Origin of the sequence: Corynebacterium sp. KPL3927 (assembly GCF_040225835.1) — a bacterium.
In the GTDB taxonomy this organism is placed as follows: Bacteria; Actinomycetota; Actinomycetes; order Mycobacteriales; family Mycobacteriaceae; genus Corynebacterium.
This window is the reverse complement of record NZ_JBEHGD010000001.1, coordinates 215,168-234,554: the sequence shown is the minus strand read 5'-3', so window position 1 is coordinate 234,554 and position 19,387 is coordinate 215,168. Positions and strand designations below refer to the sequence as shown.

At 62.9% G+C, this 19,387-nt stretch carries 17 protein-coding genes; 7 read left to right on the top strand and 10 right to left on the bottom strand.

Going from position 1 to position 19,387, the window contains the following annotated elements; all coding sequences use genetic code 11:
- The first annotated feature begins 29 nt into the window (after window positions 1-29).
- Entirely contained in the window at window positions 30-686 is a 657-nt protein-coding gene (locus ABRP86_RS01175) for a recombination mediator RecR (protein ID WP_023029977.1), read from the top strand.
- Window positions 687-729: 43 nt separating this feature from the next.
- Here ABRP86_RS01175 and ABRP86_RS01170 read toward each other — a convergent pair whose 3' ends face one another.
- The 6 genes from ABRP86_RS01170 to leuA all read right to left on the bottom strand — a co-directional run bounded on the left by ABRP86_RS01170 (window position 730) and on the right by leuA (window position 8,193).
- A complete protein-coding gene (locus tag ABRP86_RS01170; RefSeq protein WP_349862136.1) occupies window positions 730-1,827 on the bottom strand; it encodes an HNH endonuclease signature motif containing protein in 1,098 nt (365 codons plus the stop codon).
- 124 nt (window positions 1,828-1,951) lie between these two features.
- Window positions 1,952-2,725: a type 1 glutamine amidotransferase gene (locus ABRP86_RS01165; RefSeq protein WP_349862135.1), complete on the bottom strand. Its 774-nt coding sequence runs from the start codon at window positions 2,723-2,725 to the stop codon at window positions 1,952-1,954.
- On the bottom strand, window positions 2,718-3,995 hold the full coding sequence (locus ABRP86_RS01160) for a Mur ligase family protein (protein WP_278724187.1): 1,278 nt from the start codon (window positions 3,993-3,995) through the stop codon (window positions 2,718-2,720). Before ABRP86_RS01160 ends, ABRP86_RS01165 begins: the two co-directional genes overlap by 8 nt.
- Before the next feature lie 27 nt (window positions 3,996-4,022).
- The gene (locus tag ABRP86_RS01155) at window positions 4,023-5,135 is read right to left on the bottom strand and encodes an exonuclease domain-containing protein (protein ID WP_502880293.1); all 1,113 of its coding nucleotides are present in this window, start codon (window positions 5,133-5,135) and stop codon (window positions 4,023-4,025) included.
- A gap of 423 nt (window positions 5,136-5,558) precedes the next feature.
- Complete coding sequence (locus ABRP86_RS01150) at window positions 5,559-6,341, bottom strand: hypothetical protein (RefSeq protein WP_023025012.1); 783 nt, start codon at window positions 6,339-6,341, stop codon at window positions 5,559-5,561.
- 34 nt (window positions 6,342-6,375) lie between these two features.
- Complete coding sequence (leuA, locus tag ABRP86_RS01145) at window positions 6,376-8,193, bottom strand: 2-isopropylmalate synthase (RefSeq protein ID WP_349862133.1); 1,818 nt, start codon at window positions 8,191-8,193, stop codon at window positions 6,376-6,378.
- Window positions 8,194-8,427: 234 nt separating this feature from the next.
- Here leuA and ABRP86_RS01140 point away from each other — a divergent pair, with 234 nt between their 5' ends.
- On the top strand, window positions 8,428-9,513 hold the full coding sequence (locus tag ABRP86_RS01140) for a mannosyltransferase family protein (protein WP_349862132.1): 1,086 nt from the start codon (window positions 8,428-8,430) through the stop codon (window positions 9,511-9,513).
- Here ABRP86_RS01140 and ABRP86_RS01135 read toward each other — a convergent pair.
- Entirely contained in the window at window positions 9,510-10,352 is an 843-nt protein-coding gene (locus ABRP86_RS01135) for a DMT family transporter (protein WP_284770731.1), read from the bottom strand. The two genes, ABRP86_RS01140 and ABRP86_RS01135, sit on opposite strands and share 4 nt — an antisense overlap.
- A 240-nt stretch (window positions 10,353-10,592) precedes the next feature.
- Here ABRP86_RS01135 and ABRP86_RS01130 point away from each other — a divergent pair, with 240 nt between their 5' ends.
- Together ABRP86_RS01130 and ABRP86_RS01125 are read left to right on the top strand one after the other, a co-directional pair.
- Window positions 10,593-11,858 carry an aspartate kinase gene (locus ABRP86_RS01130; protein ID WP_349862131.1) on the top strand — a complete coding sequence of 422 codons (1,266 nt, stop codon included), beginning with the start codon at window positions 10,593-10,595 and terminating at the stop codon, window positions 11,856-11,858.
- Between the two features lie 43 nt (window positions 11,859-11,901).
- The gene (locus ABRP86_RS01125; RefSeq protein ID WP_349862130.1) at window positions 11,902-12,933 is read left to right on the top strand and encodes an aspartate-semialdehyde dehydrogenase; all 1,032 of its coding nucleotides are present in this window, start codon (window positions 11,902-11,904) and stop codon (window positions 12,931-12,933) included.
- A 133-nt stretch (window positions 12,934-13,066) separates the two neighbouring features.
- Here ABRP86_RS01125 and ABRP86_RS01120 read toward each other — a convergent pair whose 3' ends face one another.
- Both ABRP86_RS01120 and ABRP86_RS01115 read right to left on the bottom strand, forming a co-directional pair.
- Window positions 13,067-14,425: a YkvI family membrane protein gene (locus ABRP86_RS01120; RefSeq protein ID WP_349862129.1), complete on the bottom strand. Its 1,359-nt coding sequence runs from the start codon at window positions 14,423-14,425 to the stop codon at window positions 13,067-13,069.
- A gap of 260 nt (window positions 14,426-14,685) precedes the next feature.
- Window positions 14,686-15,228 (bottom strand): RNA polymerase sigma factor, encoded by a 543-nt coding sequence (locus ABRP86_RS01115; RefSeq protein ID WP_349862128.1) that lies wholly within the window; start codon window positions 15,226-15,228, stop codon window positions 14,686-14,688.
- Window positions 15,229-15,411: 183 nt separating this feature from the next.
- Here ABRP86_RS01115 and ABRP86_RS01110 point away from each other — a divergent pair, with 183 nt between their 5' ends.
- Window positions 15,412-16,962 carry a catalase gene (locus ABRP86_RS01110; RefSeq protein ID WP_349862127.1) on the top strand — a complete coding sequence of 517 codons (1,551 nt, stop codon included), beginning with the start codon at window positions 15,412-15,414 and terminating at the stop codon, window positions 16,960-16,962.
- Window positions 16,963-17,099: 137 nt separating this feature from the next.
- On the opposite strand, the gene ABRP86_RS01105 is transcribed toward ABRP86_RS01110, so the two are convergent.
- On the bottom strand, window positions 17,100-17,324 hold the full coding sequence (locus ABRP86_RS01105) for a hypothetical protein (RefSeq protein ID WP_349862126.1): 225 nt from the start codon (window positions 17,322-17,324) through the stop codon (window positions 17,100-17,102).
- 64 nt (window positions 17,325-17,388) lie between these two features.
- Here ABRP86_RS01105 and ABRP86_RS01100 point away from each other — a divergent pair, with 64 nt between their 5' ends.
- Both ABRP86_RS01100 and ABRP86_RS01095 read left to right on the top strand, forming a co-directional pair.
- Window positions 17,389-17,649 carry a hypothetical protein gene (locus tag ABRP86_RS01100; protein ID WP_349862125.1) on the top strand — a complete coding sequence of 87 codons (261 nt, stop codon included), beginning with the start codon at window positions 17,389-17,391 and terminating at the stop codon, window positions 17,647-17,649.
- A 107-nt stretch (window positions 17,650-17,756) separates the two neighbouring features.
- A complete protein-coding gene (locus ABRP86_RS01095) occupies window positions 17,757-19,220 on the top strand; it encodes a YhgE/Pip domain-containing protein (RefSeq protein WP_239268950.1) in 1,464 nt (487 codons plus the stop codon).
- Window positions 19,221-19,387 lie beyond the last annotated feature (167 nt).

Genomic DNA, 19,387 nt, shown 5'->3' with positions numbered 1-19,387 from the left:
GCGGCCTTGACGTAATTTTGGGAGTTGTGGTGTTTGAAGGACCTCTGCAGGACCTCATTGATGAGTTTTCGCGCCTGCCGGGCATCGGCCCGAAGTCGGCGCAGCGTATCGCGTTTCATGTGTTGCACATGGAACCGGAGGATATCGAGCGCCTGCAAAATGCCTTAGGCGGCGTGCGCGACGGCGTTACTTTCTGCCGTATTTGTTGCAATATTTCGCGCGAGGATGTGTGCCGGATTTGCATCAATTCGCAGCGCGACGCCTCGACTATTTGCGTTGTGGAGGAGCCGAAGGACATCCAGGTCATCGAGCGCACGGGTGAGTACGAGGGGCGCTACCACGTGCTTGGCGGTGCGCTGGATCCGCTGGCCAATGTTGGGCCGAAGGATTTGAATATTTCCACGCTCCTCCAGCGGCTGGGCGGGGTGCTGCCGGATAGGGAGTTGGCGGATTCCACGCCAGAGGCCCCGCTTTACGACGACACCCCTACCATCCGTGAGGTCATCCTCGCCACCGACCCGAATACGGAGGGCGAGGCCACCGCGGCTTACCTGGTGCGGTTATTGCGGGACTTTCCCGATTTGAAGATCACCAGATTGGCCTCCGGCATGCCGCTCGGAGGCGATTTGGAGTTCGTGGACGAGCTCACCTTGTCTCGTGCGCTTTCGGGGCGCTTGACCATTTAGGGGCCCGCAGCACCGACCGCGGCACCGCTCGGTTTCTTGGGGTTTAGGGCACGGCGGCGGTCGGCCCGCGTGGCGCGCGGCCAGTAAAGACTGGGGGAGGCGCATTCGGCTCCGGTGGCGACGCCGAGTCTGGCGGTGGCGCCGAACGTGACGGTGCAGCGGAGCCCGGCGGGGCGGGGCGGTCCGTGTGGCGCGGATGCGGCGGCAGCCAGGCGATGCGCCCGTTGATGCGCGCCATTCGCCCGCGCCCCGGAAGGCCGTTGATGGAATTGTGGTACGGGCACAAAAGGCACATATTCGCCGGGTGGGTGTGGCCACCACGGGCGTATTCGAAGATGTGGTGGGCTTGGCATTCAGTGGCGGGGCGTCTGCAAGCGGGCCAGGCGCAGCGCGCGCCTTCGGCCTCGAGCATGCGGCGCTGCTTGGCGGAGGCGTGGCGGGCACGGTAGAGGTTGACGGGGCCTTCCTCGGGGTAGATGAGGGTGAAAAGTCCGGCTCCGGCGAGCGTGCGGCGGAGGAGATCGGCACCGGTGATGGTGGCGCCGTTGGTCATGGCGAGGCGGACTTCTGAGCCCTCGCCGCGCAGGATCTTCAGGTAATCCGGCAGCTCGATGATGACATTGGTGGTCACGCTGGCCGGCGCGACGGCGCGGGAACCGGTGAGCCAGGCGAGGGGATTATCCTTCGCGGTAGCCCAGATATCGGCCATTTCGGCCGCGGGGCCCGTAAAGCTCAGCGTGGTTTTCTCGCCGTGCAGGATGCGGCGCCCGCCGTCTTCGCGCTCGGGCGGCGGGGCGATTTCGCGTAGCAGGCGCGTGGCGACGCGGGACACTTCGGCGGTGGTCCCGGCGGTAGCGCAAAGGGTTTCGCGGAAGCGCCAGCGCTCGGTGGGATTTTTCACGCGCTGGGAGCGGCGGGCGATGAGCGCGAGCGTGTCCAGGCTGTGCTGGTTGCGGCGCGCGGCGGCTAGGGCGCGGCGTTGATAGCGCGAGTGGCTGGTGGGCGCGAGGAAAGCCTCGGCGGTGCGGCGCAGCTCGCGCGCTTGGTCCGCAGGCAGGGGCAGGTCAGCGGCGGCGTAGGCCTCTTCAATCAGGTCTACGCCACGCTTGGCGATGTCCCCCAGCTGCTCCAATAACGTCATGCCCCGCAGCCTAGGGTTGGGGCCTGGGAGCTACAAGGCGGCCGCGCCCGGCCTGTGGATAACTCGGCTCAAATCGGCCCTTTTGGGTCGTGAGGGCCGAGAATTGGCGAAGTTATCCACAGGTTTAGCGCTGGGAGCGCGGCGGCTCGGCGGCGTTGAAGCGCTCGGTGCGCAGGCGGTCGACGGCGGGGATATCCAGCGGATCGAGATCGGCGAGCGGGACACCCATGGCTTGGGCGAGGAGCAGATCCGCGAGCTGCGGGTTGCGGGCCAGGGCGGGGCCGTGCATATAGGTGGCGATGACGCTGCCCTGCACGGCGCCTTCGTAGGTGCGTTGGGTGGAGCCATCGGCGAGGTCTTCGGTGGCGGCTTGGTCGGCGTTGCCATTGCCGCAGGTGAGGGTTCCCAGCGGTTGGGCGGACGGGCCGAGGATGGTCGCGCCCAGGTGGTTTTCGAAGCCGGTGAGCGGCTCGGTGAGGTCTGCGGTCACGCCGGCGCCGGTAGGGGTGGAAGACACCTCGCCGATGGCGCGGTCTTGCATGCCGGCGGTGGTGGCATCGATAAGCCCGACGCCATCGATAACCCGGCCAGAGGCGCGGAAGGACTCGCCCAAGACCTGCAGGCCGGCGCAAATGGCCAAGATGGGGCGGCCGGACGTGGCGGCGCGGGTCAGCCCGCCATCGGCAATGAGGTGCTTCGCGGCAAGAATCTGCGCGGTGTCTTCGCCGCCGCCGATGGTATAAATATCCAGCGTCTCAGGCACGGGTTCGCCAAGCCGGATGGGGTGAATTTCGGCGTCGAGGCCGCGCATGCGGGCGCGTTGGCGCAGCACGAGGGCGTTGCCGTCATCGCCGTAGGTACCGAGGACATCGGGAAGCACTAGGCCGATATTAAGCATTATTAGCCTCCTTGGACAGGGCCTTTTTCAGATCGCGGAAGGCGGTGTAATTGGCAAGGACCTCGATGCGGCCCTCGGGGCAGGCGGCGAGCGCATCCATGGGATCTGGGATGAGCTCGTGAGTGATATCCGCGTACACGAGGCGGACGGCAAGGTCGGTGCCGCGCTCGCCGGCGGCCTTGACGCTGAGCCCGTTAAAGCCCTCGAATTTCACGTCCCAGAGCCAGGACATGTCGATGCCATCGGCAACCTGCCCGTTCGTGGCGATGACCAGCCCATCGGCGCTGCGGTCCACCATGGACAGGGCCTCTTGCCAGCCGGCGGGGTTCTTGGCCAGCAGCAGGCGAATCTCGCGGCCCTTCCAGTGGATGGTGGAATACCGGCCGGCGACGTCATCGATGCTTTCGGCCGCGGCAATAGCGCGATCCAAGTCCACGCCGAAGCCCTCGACGGCCGCAGCGATGGCTTGCGCGGCGTTACCGCGATTGGCGCGGCCCGGCAGCGCCAGGTTCAGCGGGCGCTTTGCGGTGGGGGTAATGACGCCATGCTTGTCGATGCCCCACGTCGGCTGCGGGCGGCGGAACTCGCGGCCATCGGCAAGCGGCTTTACTGCGTACCAGTCATCCTCGGTGCGCACGACGTGGCCGCCGGTGCGCGGGCAGGTGACGGAATCGCCGAGCCAGCCCGCGCCGGCGGAGACCCAAATGACGTTCTTGGCGTCATAGGCAACCGACGTCATGAGCACGTCATCGCAATTGGCGATGACCAGCATGTCCGGGTGGGCCTCCACGGCGCCGCGGAGGGCGCGCTCGATCTTGTTGATCTCGCCGACGCGGTCGAGCTGATCGCGGGTGAGGTTGAGCAGGACGAGCGCCTGCGGGTTGAGGTTATCGGCGACGTGCGGCACGTGCAGCTCGTCGACCTCGAGGACGAGGTGCGAGGCGTCCTTGCCCGCCATGAGCGCGGAGATGATGCCGGCGTCCATGTTATCGCCGCCGTCGTTGGTGGCGACGTGGTGCTCGGCGCGGACCGCGGCGGCGAGCATGCGGGTGGTGGTGGACTTGCCGTTGGTGCCGGTGACCAGCACGGCCGGGCGCCCGCCGCCCAAGTCGCTCATGATGGAGGGGTCAATGGCATTGGCGATAAGGCCGCCGATCATTCCGCCGGCGCCCCGGCCGGTGGCGCGGGAAGCGGTGGTGGCCAGCTTCGCGGCGGATGTCGCGGCGGTGGTGCGCAACTTCTTCAAGGCACCCGGGACTGAAAAACTCATGCCCTCTAGGGTAGCCGGGGAAGCGGCCTAGGCGTTGTTCTTGGGCGCCGAGCCGCCAGAATTTCGCCGCCCCCGGCCGCGCCCGCCGCGCCTGCGCCGTCGTTTCTGGCCCTTGCTCTGGTTATTTCCGCCGCTCTTTTGCGGGGGCTGGCGCCGCGCCGGCGGCTGGGCGGTAGTGGGGTCTTCGATGCGGGTGAGGGCATCGAGAAACGCGGCATCAGACATCAGCGGGATACCCTTGCGCTGGGCGTGCATCGCCTTGCCCACGAGATCCGTGGTGACATTGCACACGACAAGCGATGCCTCGCGGGTGAGCTTTTCCGAATAGTTCAGCTCCTCGCGCATGAGGGCGGAGATAATCGTATCCGGGTCCTCCAGGATTTCGGGGGCCACGACGATTTCCATGCCGCGGCGCAGCTCCTTGCCGGGCTCGTATTTGCCGGGGTTGTGGTGCTGCACGGGGGCCTCGGCGGCATCGACGCGCACGTGCGAGCGCTGCAGGCCAAAGCGGTCGGCGCGGACATCGTCTGGGGCATAGCTGCGCACCGGGCCGCGCTGCTGGTGCTGGTAGAGCTGGATGAGCAGCTCCGTCTCCTCCCGCGAGGTCTCCTGCTCCGGGCGGCGGGCGCGTTCCACTGTTGCCTTTGGATCGGCATCCAGGCCATTCTGCTTAGCGACGCCCCTCAGCCGCACATCATTCGACCGCACCCCCTGCGCATACGAGGTGGCCAAGGTATCGATGATGCGCACGGGCGCGGGCATGTGGCCCACCTTCTGGCGGCGCCGCTTGCCCTTATTGCGCCCGCGGTTGCGCGCGCGGTTTTGGCGGGCGGCGGTCATCATCGCGCGGCGGGCCTCGGCGACGATAAAGCCCCAGGTATAGGGGATATCGTGGACGACGAGGGTGCGGCCATCGATAAGCTTATCCAGCGACTTGAGGACTCTGCTAAAGGCTGGTGCCTGCTCGATATCCGCGACGGTCAGCCCGTGGAGGTGGTGCGGGCCGGCGTCGATATCCGGCTTGAGCACGGCGTGGAAGCGCTGGCCAATATCGCCGGCATTATCAAAGGCCACCGCATCGATGGTGACGATGCGGCCGGTCGAGGGGTGGATGCCCGTGGTCTGCAGGGTGAGGGCCACGTAGGGGTGCTTGGTGACGGTCTCGGCTTTTTCCGGCTGCTTTTGCGCGGCGCTGTCCGCGGTGGATGCGGAGGCCTCGGATGCTGTGGGGCTTGGAGCGGCCGAAGCGGCTGTATCGGCCGGGGTTTTCGGCTTCGCCGGCCCGCCGGAGGGGCGGACGGCGCGGCGCGGCCGAGACCGGCGCGGGCCCGGCTGCGCGGGGTCGGCGTCAGGATTGGCGGAGTCGGCTGCGGAGTGAGGGGACGCCTGGGCGTGGGTCCTAGCCGCATGCTGGGACGCCATAATCGCCGGCGAGGGAGCCTGCGGCGACCGTGGGGAGGGGCCAGGTGTGTTATTCATCAGCCTTAGTCTAGTATCCCGGAATTCCTGTGGCGGGACAGGGCGCGCCGGGCTTTTTCGTTGCCTAATCCGGTTTAGTGGAAACTAAACCGCGACGATGAATACGGTCAGCAGGGCGACGACGGCGACCACGGCTATGGCCGTGACCCACCACCCAGTGTGGCGCGTAGGTTCCGGGGCAGCCGTTACTGCGCGAAAGCTGCTGGTTTCGAAAGTCTCGGTCGCCGCCTGCGTGGTGGGGGTGGCAACTGCCACGGAATCCTCGTTGGAAGCGGGTAGCGGGTCGCCGGCGTAGATGCTCAGCACACGGTCGTTGCCGCGCGGGGCGTGGTAGGCGTGGGCGAGGATGGGGGCATCGGCAAGCGGGGGCAGCGAGGGACCCGGGGATAGGGTGGTGAGGAATGTGGGGCCGAAGAAGACATCGACGGCGTCGGTAGAAGGCACCAGGTTGACCAGCACGTGCATCCGGGCTTGGGCGGGGATATCGAGATCCGCGGGGAGATCGGTGATATCGATGGGCGGGGCGTAGCCCAGCATCGTATAGGGCCCGCCGGGCGGATTATTCGCCGGCAGGCAGAGCCCGGGGCGGGGAAGCAGGAGGGTGACGTGGCCATCGGCATGCGGCTGGGCCGTGGCGGCCGGGGTGAGACCGGCGCGGAAAAGCAGGTCGATCTCAGGGTATTCCGCGCGGTCCGCGGCGCTGATGGTGCCGATCTGGCCCTGTGCTTCCACGCTTAAACCGCCCTCCTGGCTGGGAGCCAGGGTGACGGTAAATTCCTCCGTGCCCTTCACCGATGCGCCGTGAATGGGCAAGGCCTGCACCGCGCCGAGGCCGCGGTGGGGGATGAGGTAGGTAGAAGAAGGCATAGTCGATCTTCTACCATGCCCGGCTGCGTCCGCGTTAGGCCAACGCGCGGTTTACTGCGGAGGTGATCGCGTTGATGGAGGCGCGGGTCGTGGAACCAGCGATGCCCGCGCCCCAAACCTTGTTCTGGTTGACGTCAGCGGCAATGTAGCAGGCGGCCTCGGCATCATCGCCGGCCGAGCGCGATTGCTGGGAGTAATCGATGACTTCGAAGTCGATGTCCAAGGACTCCAGCGCATTAGCGTAGGCGGCGATGGGGCCGTTACCGGTGCCGGTGACCTCGGATTCCTTGCCGTTGTAGGTCACGGTGGCGGTGACGGTGGCATCGGTAGCATCGGCGGAAATATTGTCGATCTCAAACGATTCCAAGTGCAACGGGGTGGTGCGATCCAAGAATTCGGTGGCGAAGATGTCCCACATATTCTTGGAATTGACCTCGCCGCCTTCGGTATCGGTGATTTCCTGCACGACGGTGGAGAATTCTGCCTGCATGGCGCGGGGCATGTTGATGCCGTGGTCGGTCTTCATGATGTAGGCAACGCCGCCCTTGCCGGACTGGGAATTGACGCGGATAACGGCCTGGTAATCGCGGCCCACGTCCTTCGGGTCGATGGGCAGGTAGGGCACCTCCCAGATGGCATCGCGCAGCTCTTCCCAGCTGACGTCGGTGGAATTGGCCTCCGGGCGCACCGTTGCGGCCAGCGCATCCAGGCCCTTATTGATGGCGTCCTGGTGCGAGCCGGAGAACGCGGTAAAGACCAGTTCGCCGCCGTAGGGGTGGCGCTCCGGAACGCGCAGCTGGTTGCAGTACTCCACGGTTTCGCGGATCTTGGGCAGATCGGTGAAGTCGATCTGGGGGTCAACGCCCTGGGTGAGCATGTTCAGACCCAAGGTCACTAGGTCCACGTTGCCGGTGCGCTCGCCGTTGCCAAACAGGCAGCCCTCGATGCGGTCGGCGCCGGCCATATAGCCCAGCTCGGCTGCGGCAACGCCCTCGCCGCGGTCATTGTGGGGGTGCAGCGAAATCAAGATGGAATCGCGCCGGGCCAGGTTGCGGTCCATCGACTCGATGGAATCGGCATAGACATTCGGCGAAATCATCTCCACCGTGGACGGCAGGTTGATGATCATCGGGTTCTCGGGGCTGGGATCCATGATGGCGACCACGTCATCGCAGACCTCGCGGGCGAAATCCAGCTCGGTGCCGGTGAAGGACTCGGGGGAGTATTCCCAGCGCCAGTTGGTATCGGGGTAGTCGGCGGCAATGGATTTGATGAGCTCGGCGGCATCGGTAGCCAGCTTCTTGATGGCCGGTTTGTCCTTGCGGAAGACCACGCGGCGCTGCAGCTTCGAGGTGGAGTTATAAAAGTGCACGATGACGTTTTTTGCGCCGGCGCAGGCCTCGAAGGTGCGGCGGATCAGGTGCTCGCGGGCCTGGACGAGGACCTGGATGGTGACGTCTTCTGGAATCTTATCACCCTCGATGATTTCGCGGACGAAGTTGAAGTCCGTCTGGGAGGCGGAAGGGAAGCCCACCTCGATTTCCTTGTAGCCCATCTGCACCAGCAGGTCGAACATGCGGTGCTTGCGCTCGGGGCTCATGGGGTCGATCAGCGCCTGGTTGCCATCGCGCAGGTCTACGGCGCACCACTGCGGGGCGTGGGTGATCTTCTTGCCCGGCCAGGTGCGGTCCGGCAGGTCGATGTCCTCGACCTCTACTGCGAAGGGCTGGTAGCGGTCGAAGGGCATGGAGGAGCCGCGCTGTTTATTCCAAGCGGGCTGTCCCTCGCGGGGAGGGCCTGCAGGGGTGGTGATTTCGCGGGGTGCGCTAATGAAGGAATCGTTGGGAGACATGGGGTGCGGTGTCCTTAATATGTTTGGTGTCGGGAAGTGCGACGGCCAGCTGGGCTAAGGATTGCCAGACTCCGCGACGGGGCGCTGGCCGTAGGTTTAGGCCGAAATCCCGCCGCGGCAGATAAGGAGTAGGTCGTTCCGCAATGTCATACCGGTCACACTACAGAGGATCTCACGGTGTGGCAACATATTTCATTCAGCGGGACACCCGGGCGCGTGGCGTACCATGCTGATGTGCCTACTGTTCCTACCACCCGCCGCCCCGCAGCCGCGCCCGCGCTGCGCTGCTGGTTTTATGCTGCACTGGTGGCGGTTGCGGGAACGGCGATTCGCCTCAGCGTGCTCGCGGCGCTGGCCGCGGCGCAGGGCGATTCCCTCTGGGGGCTGCTGAATAAATGGGACGCCCACTACTATGTCGACATCGCCCGCGCGGGCTATGGCGGGGAAACCGCCCTCGCGTTCTTTCCCGGCTTCCCACTGGCGGTGCGGGCGGTCAGTAACCTGCTGGGCACGGATATTGCGGGCACGGCGATGGTCCTCAACCTCTTTTTCACCATCGCCTTGGCGGCGGGCGTTATGGCGCTGGCTAGGCAGATGGGGCTGGGCACGCGCGGCCAGGTGCTCGGCGCGACGGTGGTCACCAGCGCGCCTATGAGCATCGTTTTTGTCATGCCCTATACGGAGGCGCTCTTCGGCGCGCTCGCGATCTGGGCCGTGGTGATGTTGCATGATAAGCGCTGGATCGCGGCTGGGGTGCTCATTTTCCTTGCCTCCTTCGTCCGCCTCACCGCGGTGGATCTCATCGTGGTCTTCGCGCTCATGGTGCTCTTCAAGGCGCGGCGCACCTGGTGGGCCTGGCTGAGCGTGGCGGTATCGGCGCTACCCTTAGCCGGCTATATCTGGTGGGCGAATCGCCATTTATCCGGCGCCGGCGGCTACTTTGGCCTGCAGGAAAAGCACTGGAATTCCGGTTTCGACGGCGGCCGGGCGACGGTGTCCTGGGTGGCGGAGACGCTGTCTAGCGCCACGAACGGCGGGTATTTGCTCAGCGCCGCGGTGATCATCGCCGCCCCCATCTGCCTGCTGCTGGCCTGGGGGCGCCTGCCGCTGCCAGCCTGGCTCTTTGCCGCGGTGCTGATGGCTAATGTGCTGCTTTCCGATGGCATCATGCACTCCCGCCCCCGCCTCTTACTGCCCGCAGCGGTGGTCTTGGTGCCGTGGGTGGGCAAGAAGGGGGCATCGGCAAGCGTGGGTGCCTGGGTGCTCTTCGGGGCCTGGTTTTCTGCCTATATGCTGGCCGTATTCGAGTGGGCCATCTAGCTGCGCTGGCTGACCGGGTTGCGGGACAAAATGATGGTCGCGGCAATCATGACGCCGAGCGCTGCCACCATGACGAGCCAGCCGGCGGTGGAATCGATGAGGAATTTTTCGCCCAAGACCATATAGCCTAGGCCGAAGGCGACGATGGGCTCAAAGATGGTCATGGCCGGCAGCGACTGTGCCAGCGGGCCGGCGTTAAAGGAGTATTGCTGCACTACGGTGCCGGTCAGGGCGAGGCCGATGAGGCCGTAGAACTGCCAGCTGCCCACCAGGACGCTCAAGCCCTCGTGGGTGAAGATATCGACCACGGCCTTAGAAAGCAGGGCAACGAAGCCGTAGATGACGCCGCACGCCGTGCCCAGGGCGAGCGGACGCTGCTCGCGGAATTTATGGCCGGCCACGCCCAACGCGACCAGGGTGGCCAGGCCCAATAGCAGCGCGGGCCACCACTGGCTCCACTCGGGCCGGGGATTGCCGGCAACGGGGCGGCCGTAGACCACCATCACGCCGACCGCCACCGTCAGCGCAATGGACCAGAACGTCTCGTGCACGGGCATGGGGCGCTTGGCGTACCAGGCCGAAAGCGGCAGGGTAAACATGAGCGAGAGGACCAAAATGGGCTGGACCACCAGCAAGGTACCAAACCCCAGGGCAACGACCTGGAGGCCATAGGCGAGGATGGCCGCGCCAGTGCCGACCCACCACAGTGGGTTGGTCATAGCGGAGCGCATGACTGAATCGTCTGCTTCAAGGGCGATGCGGTGGCGAACGACCGTGCCCCAAGCAACCGTAAGCGCGGAGGCGAGCGCGAAGAATACGGCGAGGAGGTTGCTTAACACCCGCTCAACGCTAGTAAAAAAGTGACGGAGATGCATTTTGCTTATCGATGCCGCCCCCGCCCCGCCACCCAGCGCGCGCACGGGGGTGGGTGTGAATAAAATAAAAGTATTGTTTCGGAATTATGATGAGGTGTAGCGCCTTGCGGGGTAGCATAGGAATTTGACTAGTGTCCGACAGGTATTTCTGTGGCGCGTCTGCGCGCAGGGGTGCCTTTTAAAACGAAAGGTGGCAACCACACCGTGGCCCTGATCGTTCAAAAATACGGCGGCTCCTCCCTCGAATCCGCAGATCGCATCCGCGCGGTAGCGGAGCGGATTGTGGCCACTAAAAAGCAGGGCAATGATGTCGTCGTGGTGTGCTCCGCTATGGGGGATACCACCGATGAGCTTCTTGACCTTGCAGCGCAAGTCAATCCCGTTCCCCCGCAGCGCGAAATGGATATGCTCCTTACAGCGGGCGAGCGCATCTCCAATGCGCTCGTGGCCATGGCGGTGGAGTCCCTCGGCGCGAAGGCCCAGTCCTTTACCGGCTCCCAGGCGGGCGTGCTGACGACCGAGCGCCACGGCAATGCGCGCATCGTTGACGTCACCCCCGGCCGCCTGACCGAGGCCCTAGAGGAGGGACAGATCTGCATCGTCGCCGGATTCCAGGGTGTGAATAAGGACTCGCGCGATGTGACCACCCTGGGCCGCGGCGGGTCCGATACCACCGCGGTGGCCTTGGCCGCGGCGCTTAAAGCGGATGTGTGCGAAATCTACTCCGATGTCGATGGCGTCTATACCGCCGATCCGCGCATTGTTCCGGATGCGCAAAAGCTAGAAAAGCTCTCTTTTGAAGAGATGCTGGAAATGGCCGCCGTAGGATCCAAGATTCTGGTCCTGCGCAGCGTGGAATACGCCCGCGCTTTCAATGTTCCGTTGCGAGTTCGCTCGTCTTATTCAAATGACCCCGGCACGTTGGTGACCGGCTCGATGGAGGATATCCCCGTGGAAGAAGCAGTACTTACTGGTGTAGCAACTGATAAATCCGAGGCGAAGGTAACCGTGCTGGGCATCCCAGATCGCCCGGGCGAGGCCGCGAAGCTTTTCCGCGTCATCGCCGATGCGGAGATCAATATCGATATGGTGCTGCAAAACGTCTCCTCCTTGGAGGATGGCACCACCGACATCACCTTCACCTGCCCGCGTGCCGATGGTCCCCGCGCGATGGAGCTATTGAGCAAGCTGCAGTCTGAGGACGGTTGGTCCAATGTGCTTTACGATGACCAGGTGGGCAAGGTCTCCCTCGTCGGCGCCGGCATGAAGTCTCACCCAGGCGTGACGGCGGACTTTACCGAGGCCCTGCGCGATGTGGGAGTGAACATGGAGCTTATCTCCACCTCCGAAATCCGCATCTCCATGCTGACGCGCGAGGCAGACCTGGAGAAGGCGGCGCGCGCCCTGCACGATAAATTCCAGCTCGGCGGCGAGGAAGAAGCCACCGTCTATGCTGGAACCGGACGCTAAACCAGAGCACTACAGAGCAGTTCAGAGCAATTAAAGGAAGACAATGACTACCGTTGCAGTCGTCGGCGCCACCGGCCAGGTCGGCCGCGTGATGCGCTCAATTTTGGAAGAACGCAATTTTCCGGCGGATAAGGTGCGCTTTTTCGCCTCCGCCCGTTCCGCCGGCACCGAGTTGGAATTCCGCGGCGAGCAGATCGAAGTGGAGGACTTGGCCGAGGTCACCGAAGAATCCGTGGCCGATGTCGATATCGCGGTATTTTCCGCGGGCGGTTCCACCTCTGAGAAGTGGGCCCCGGTCTTTGCCGCCGCGGGCGCTACCGTGGTGGATAATTCTTCGGCCTACCGCAAGGACCCGGAGGTCCCTCTGGTGGTAACTGAGGTAAACCCCGAGGAGGCGAAGAACCCGCCGAAGGGCATTATCGCCAATCCGAACTGCACCACCATGGCCGCCATGCCGGTGCTGAAGGTCCTGCACGATGCCGCCGGCCTCAACAAGCTGCACGTATCGTCCTACCAGGCAGTATCCGGCTCCGGCCTGGCGGGCGTGCAGACACTCGCCGCGCAGGTCTACAGCGTGGGCGATCACAACGTGGATCTGGTCCACGATGGTTCTGCCCTCGATGATGAGGACCTGGGTCCCTTCGTTGCGCCCATCGCCTACAACGCCCTGCCCTTTGCCGGCAACCTCGTCGATGACGGCAGCAATGAGACCAACGAAGAGCAGAAGCTGCGCAATGAATCCCGCAAGATTCTCGGCCTGCCGGACCTCAAGGTCGCCGGCACCTGCGTGCGCATCCCTGTCTTTACCGGCCACACCCTGACGATCCACGCGGAGTTCGCCAAGCCCATCACCCCGGAGCAGGCCACCGAGCTCCTGAGCGATGCCCCAGGCGTGACGCTTGCCGATGTCCCCACCCCTCTCGCCGCCGCCGGCAAGGACGATTCCTTGGTCGGGCGCATCCGCCAGGATCAGACGGTAGATGACGATAAGGGACTCGTGCTTGTTGTCTCCGGTGATAACCTGCGCAAGGGCGCTGCGCTCAATACCATCCAGATCGCAGAACTCTTGGTATAGCCGCAAGGCACCACCGCGCCGGGCAGAGCTGTGAAGCCTTGCCCGGCGCTTTGCAATATGAAAAATCGGCTCCTCGCTTCCCACTGCAGGAAGGAGGAGCCGAATTGCGTTTTGCTTCGCTAAGGCTTAGTCCTTAGCCTTCGTCTTTCTTGCCAAAGTCCAAGTCACTATCGACGGAAGGTACTTCCGGCTTCGTGTGCTGGACGTAGGTGACGGAAGGCGCAGGCTCCGAACGGTCGTAGTCGAGTTCATCGTCCTCTTCGAGCTCCTCGTGGATATCCTCGGCGAGGTGATCGATGAATTCTTGCGTCCCCATATTGGATGCTGCGGCTAGCATGCGCAGCTCGCGCTCATTCTTCTTGGTAAAGCGCTCGCGCGGGTCCAACTTGCGGGCGACGAGATCGTGGGCGCGCATGCGGCGATCGGATTCATCGGCAAGCATGCCGCGGTTTTTAATGCGGTTATAAACCATCACGACAATCATCAGCAGGCCGAGGTAACCCAGGATGGGGTAGACGTTGCTGACTAGGGACTGGAAGCCGATGAAGGACAGGATGAAGCCGATGATGCAGGATGCGGCATATACGGGGTAGAAGCGCTGTGGGTTATTGCGGGTCAGGCGCTTGCCCAGCGCGTAGAACATACCGATGGCCGTGTTAAAGACCATGCCGTAGATGACGAAGGTCATCAAGACGCCGAGAACCGGGTGGATACCGGTAATCAGCTTCAGCACCGGCATGTCCTCGCCGTTGACGTCCTTGGCCTCGAAGAAGAGGGCGAAGACGAGCAGGGCCAGCAAGATGAGGTAGAGGAAACCACCGATGACGCCGCCGATGCCCACGGCGCGGTTATCCAGGAAGTTACCGCCGATGACGATGGACATGGACACGGCCGTCATGACGTTCAGGCCGGTGTAGTTTAAGGCGGAGAGCCACCAGTTAGGCAGCGAGGTATTGACATTATCGATGGCCCACGTGTTTAGGGACGCGAAGTCCACATCGGCCGTAAGGATGGTATAACCGGTGGCCAACACCACGAAGAAGATGATGAACGGGGTGATGGTACCGATGACGCGGGTGACGCGGTCCACGTCCATAAGGCCCACCAGCAGCACGAGGATCAGCATGACGGTGCCGCCGACCCACACAGGGATGCTGGGGAATTGCTGGTTGATATTGGAGCCACCACCGGCGAACATGACGAAACCGATGGAAAACAGCGTAATAAGCGTGGACCAGTCCAAGATCTTGGCGGTGACTGGTGAAGCGATCTTGTTATAAACAGCGGTGTGTTCCACCGCTTGGAAATAGGAGCCCAGCTGCAGGATGGACACGCCGGTGACCATCATGAGGGCGGCGGCGAGGGCGATGCCCCACAGGCCCCACTCGCCGAAAGCTACGAAGTACTGCATGGCTTCTTGGCCCGAAGCAAAGCCTGCGCCCACAACGATGCCAATAAACGCCATGGAGATTCCGATTGCGCGTTTAATCATGAGGGGAGAAACTCTCTTACTCACACTCGCCGGGCCCGGCTTTGGGAACGCGCGGGCCCGGATCGACGGTCGATTTATCACGTGTGTGTATCTAATAGAATCACATTTCACCCGTGACTTCACAGCTGAAATCGTGTCACTTTAGTATTTTTCTACCCCGACCTCAGGCCGCATGCGCCCGCTGCGCTGCCCTAAGTACCTGCACGTTGATAAGTATTGCGGCGAAAGTATGTGTCCAAGCGCTCGAACATTCGGGGGTATTAATTTGCGCCCTCGATGAGGTCCTTGCGGGCGCGCGCCACGCGGGAGCGGATGGTGCCAACGCGCACCCCGGCAATCTTGGCCGCTTCCTCATAGGTATAGCCCAGTACCTGGGTGAGGATGAGGGCTTCGCGGCGGTCGGCCGGCAGGGCATCGATAAGCGTCCGGGCATCGATCCAATCGCTCCAGGAGCCGGAATTTTCCGCGGCGGAGCTCATGGCATCCTCGTATTGTGTGGCGGACTTGCGGGGCCGGGCCATATCGTGGCGGATATTATCCACCCAGACGCGCCGGGCCAGCGAGAGCAACCAGGTGCGGGCGGAAGAGCGGGCGGCAAAGCGCGGCAAGGCACCGATGACGCGCAGGTAGGTCTCTTGGGTGAGGTCGTCGGCGATTTCGGGGCCGCCCAGGTGGGCGAGCAGCCGCCAGACATCATCCTGGGTAGCCTTGATGAACTCCGTAAGTGCTGCTCGGTCGCCGCGCCCAGCCCGGAGGGCGAGCTCGGTGACGCGGGCGTCGTCTGCTGCGGAGTGGTGTGTCACCTGAATGAATTTACCAGTAGCTGTTGTATTTCTTAGCCAAGGTTGCGGTGGCTGGGGCATCGGCAAGCAGCATATGCGCGCATAAGGTAGCGCAGCACCGTTATACGTAGTAAACTATGGGTTGTCCGTGATTGATAATTGACCCCAAATTATCGACTGATTGCCAGGAGGCAAAGACATACCATGACTGATTCCACCGCTGATGACATCCTGAACAAGGGACAGCGTCCCGCAGGTAAGGGCAATACTACTCGCCCGTCCGGCCAGCCCGTGCCTTCCGAGAACACGTCCGTGACCGCCGGACCCCAGGGTCCGCTCGCGCTCAACGATATTCACCTCATTGAAAAGCTCGCCCACTTCAACCGCGAGCGCGTACCCGAGCGTACCCCGCACGCCAAGGGTCATGGCGCCTACGGCGAGCTGCACATCACCGAAGATGTGTCCGCCTACACCAAGGCCAAGGTCTTCCAGAAGGGCACCGTCACCCCGATGATGGGCCGCTTTTCCACCGTCGCTGGCGAGCAAGGCTCCCCGGATACCTGGCGCGACGTGCACGGCTTTGCCCTCCGCTTCTACACCGAAGACGGCAACTTCGACATCGTGGGCAATAACACCCCGGTATTCTTCGTGCGCGATGGCATGAAGTTCCCGGACTTCATCCACTCCCAGAAGCGGCTTGGTTCCAATGGCCTGCGCGATGCCGATATGCAGTGGGACTTCTGGACCCGCAACCCGGAATCCGCCCACCAGGTGACCTACCTGATGGGTGACCGCGGCACCCCGAAGACCACCCGCCACCAAAATGGCTACGGTTCCCACACCTTCCAGTGGGTCAACGAAGACGGCGAGGCATTCTGGGTGAAGTACCACTTCATCTCCCGCCAGGGTGTTGAGAACTTCACCGATGAAGAGGCCACCGTGGAAGCCGGTAAGAACCCGGATAGCCACCGTGCGGATCTTTACAACGCCATCGAAGAGGGCAACTACCCCATCTGGGACGTCAAGGTGCAGATCATGCCGCTTGCGGAGGCAGAGGACTACCGCTTCAACCCCTTCGATCTGACCAAGGTCTGGTCCAAGAAGGACTACCCATTGCACGATGTGGGCTACTTCGAGCTCAACCGCAACCCGCGCAACTTCTTTGCTCAGATCGAGCAGGTTGCGCTGGATCCCTCCAATATCGTGCCGGGCGTTGGCCTGTCCCCGGATAAGATGCTGCAGGCCCGCGTCTTTGCCTATGCGGATCAGCAGCGCTACCGCATCGGGCCGAATTACAAGCAGTTGCCGGTCAACCAGCCGCGCAATGCGGAGAAGGTCAATACCTACGAGCACGAGGGTCCAATGCAGTATTTCTACAATGCTCCAGAGGATCCGGTGTACTCGCCCAACCGCCATGCGAAGGGTACGGGCGTGCTTGACGATGCCTCCGTAAACAACCGCGAGGACCTAGAAACCACCACTGCGGCGGACCTCTACGTGAATCCGGACCCCCACGGCCAGGACTTGGTCCGCGCGCCGTACGTGCGCCACGCGGAAGACGATGACTTCGTCCAAGCTCGCGACCTGTACGAAAACGTCTACGACGACGCCGCCAAGGAGCGCTTGGTCACTAATATCACCAACGCGATGGCCGGCGTGTCCGAAGAAACCGAAGAGCGCGTGTACCAGTACTGGACCAACGTCCACCCGGACCTGGGCCAGCGCGTGCGCGAGGTCTTCGCCGAAAAGAAGTAGCCTGCCACTGCGGTTGTATTGCTTTTAGAGGCATAAAACAAGGCCGCCTTCGACCATCCCTGCGTCCTCACCCCACAGCGAGCTGCTGTGAGTTGGGTGGAGTAATTGGTCGAAGGCGGCTTGTGCGTTAGGCGGGATTAATCGCAGCGGCGCATATTGTCTGCAACAAAGCTCGGCGCGCCCTGATTGATCCATTTGTCCACGTCATAGCACGGTACGGTCAAACCACTATTTGTTTCACCGATGGGTTCAATAGTTGTCCATGCGCCATCGCTAAATCGTGCCCAAGCGGTCCAATCTGTACTGTCTTTGCCAAAATGAGCCCATTCCCCGTCGCAATCCGACACCAAAATATTGCCCATATCGGGCTCTAGAGAAGAGAAGGCGCTTGGGGAACAATCACCTTTGGCCTGCGTGGTAGTGGTAGTGACTGTTGTCTCCTGTGGTGCAGGTGGTTGTGTAGTAGTTTCTACCGTTTCTACCGGGGAGGTTGTGGGTGAGTCCGTCGCAGTCGCCGTTTGTTCCGTGGAGCTTGCAGGGCTGGAGCTAGAGCTAGAGCTGGATTGTGCCACGGCATCAGAAAACTGGGGCTCACTGGAATCGCCAGAGTTATCGGCATCATCGGTGCAGGAGACCAATGCCATGCACAGCGGAAACGCGGCTACGCACGCCAAGGCGCGGGAGTGAGAGAGTTTTAGAGGATTAGACATGTCTTAATAGTAGATTCTCTTTGTAATGCGTGGGGATCGGCGCGCCTGCAGAAAGGGAATGACCTGCAGCGATAGGTTACTAGCATGACCAAACGCCTTGCCTCGACCGCGCCCACCGCGTCCGCGAGTTCCTCGCGGTGGCGCACACTCTTACTGCTCGTATTGCTCGCCGTACCGCTTATCGTTGGTACCGCAGTGGCGGCCTGGTCGCAGTGGGAACCGGCGCATGCGTGGTCGAGCGCCGCGCAGCCTTATGGCGCGCCGCAGGCGAATTCGACCTCGCCAGAGCTTAAGGAAGCCGCCGAGGCCGCCAGCCACGCCCAAGCGCAGGCTAGCATCCTGAAATCTGGCGCGGATCGGTTAAACAAGGGCACCAGTGAGCTGGATAAGGGTGCTGGGGAATTAGGCGAGGGCGTCGAAAAGCTCGCCGGTGGTTCGCAAGAGCTGGTGTCGGGGCTTAACCAGTTGCAGTCAGGGACCAATACCCTCGGCGGTGGGGCGACGGAACTGGCCAATACCGTCGGAGGGGCCGTTGACCAGGTCGTGGGCCTGGGAGCCGTCCAAGGCCAAATCCTAGAAGCCATCGACGGTACGGTGCGCGACCTGAAAGGAAATGATTCCAAGGAAGCGAAACAAGTTCGTTCCCAGCTGGGGGATTTGCGCAAGCAGGTGGAAAACTTCCGCCTCGATGAATCCCTGACTGGGGAGCTGAAGAAGCTGAAGGATGGCTCGCGCGATCTCTCCAATCAGCTCGCGGTCAGCGGTTATGCCTATCACGATGGCATCAATCAGGCCGTGGCAGGCGCGCAGCAGCTCAACCAGTCCATAGCGGAGCTCAATAGCCGTGTGGATGAGGCTCTCGATGGGGTGGGCCAGCTTGACGATGGCGCCGGCAAGCTCACCGGCATGGCGGAACAAAACCAATCGAACCTGGGCGCGGTTCAGCGCGCCCTGCCTCCTGCGCACGTAGCCGCAGAAGAGGACGCACGCCAGCTAAGCCCGGTCATCGCCATGCTCATTTCCGCGCTCGTCCTGCTGGCTGGTTCCGCCGCTGGGGTGGCATGGAAACTGGGCTTCCGCCCGTGGCTGATGGTTCTAGGCGGATCGCTGGCCGCGGTGGCCATCGGGGAAATCCTGCTCTTCGTCTTGTCCATCGGCCTGACCCCCATCGCTGCGGTAGCCGCCGGAGGGGCGCTGTTCTTGGGCGCCCTGTCCTCTGCACTTATCGTGCGGGGCTTGCTCGAACTGTGTGGCATGACTGTGGGATCCATCCTCGCCGCGATCTTTGGCATTGGGCAGACCGCATTGGTGGGGTGGCTGTGGAAATCCGCGGCCATCGCCGGGGTGGACAAGGTGTGGCAGGTAGTAGCTAACCTTTTGCCGCTCAACTGGACAACGGCCGCAGTCACCGTGGCGGGCAACGACGGTGAGGCAGTGGTGCTGTGGACTGGCCTGGCTGTCTTGGGCGCTATCACTCTCGTAGGTCTGAGTGCAGTGAAATGGATCGTGCCTGCCAGGAAGAACCCAAAAACAGGCGCTAAAGTATGAAATTGTATACTTAAATAGGCAAAAGCTTGTATGAAGCTGGCAATATTTGCCATCGCTATGGTTGGAATGCGAGGAGTGTTATTCTTGCTAGTGCTCACACCGTCTACTTAGGGGGTAGGCGAACGGCTTGCGCCGTTGTGAGTGATAGGGAATAGGGACGACGCGGT

What these genes read in the sequence shown, in the direction of transcription:
- ABRP86_RS01170 (WP_349862136.1), bottom strand. Translation starts at nt 1,827, where the DNA reads ATGACGTTATTGGAGCAGCTGGGGGACATCGCCAAGCGTGGCGTAGAC.
- ABRP86_RS01165 (WP_349862135.1), bottom strand. Translation starts at nt 2,725, where the DNA reads ATGCTTAATATCGGCCTAGTGCTTCCCGATGTCCTCGGTACCTACGGC.
- ABRP86_RS01160 (WP_278724187.1), bottom strand. Translation starts at nt 3,995, where the DNA reads ATGAGTTTTTCAGTCCCGGGTGCCTTGAAGAAGTTGCGCACCACCGCC.
- ABRP86_RS01150 (WP_023025012.1), bottom strand. Translation starts at nt 6,341, where the DNA reads ATGCCTTCTTCTACCTACCTCATCCCCCACCGCGGCCTCGGCGCGGTG.
- leuA (WP_349862133.1), bottom strand. Translation starts at nt 8,193, where the DNA reads ATGTCTCCCAACGATTCCTTCATTAGCGCACCCCGCGAAATCACCACC.
- ABRP86_RS01125 (WP_349862130.1), top strand. Translation starts at nt 11,902, where the DNA reads ATGACTACCGTTGCAGTCGTCGGCGCCACCGGCCAGGTCGGCCGCGTG.
- ABRP86_RS01120 (WP_349862129.1), bottom strand. Translation starts at nt 14,425, where the DNA reads ATGATTAAACGCGCAATCGGAATCTCCATGGCGTTTATTGGCATCGTT.
- ABRP86_RS01110 (WP_349862127.1), top strand. Translation starts at nt 15,412, where the DNA reads ATGACTGATTCCACCGCTGATGACATCCTGAACAAGGGACAGCGTCCC.
- ABRP86_RS01105 (WP_349862126.1), bottom strand. Translation starts at nt 17,324, where the DNA reads ATGGGCAATATTTTGGTGTCGGATTGCGACGGGGAATGGGCTCATTTT.
- ABRP86_RS01095 (WP_239268950.1), top strand. Translation starts at nt 17,757, where the DNA reads ATGACCAAACGCCTTGCCTCGACCGCGCCCACCGCGTCCGCGAGTTCC.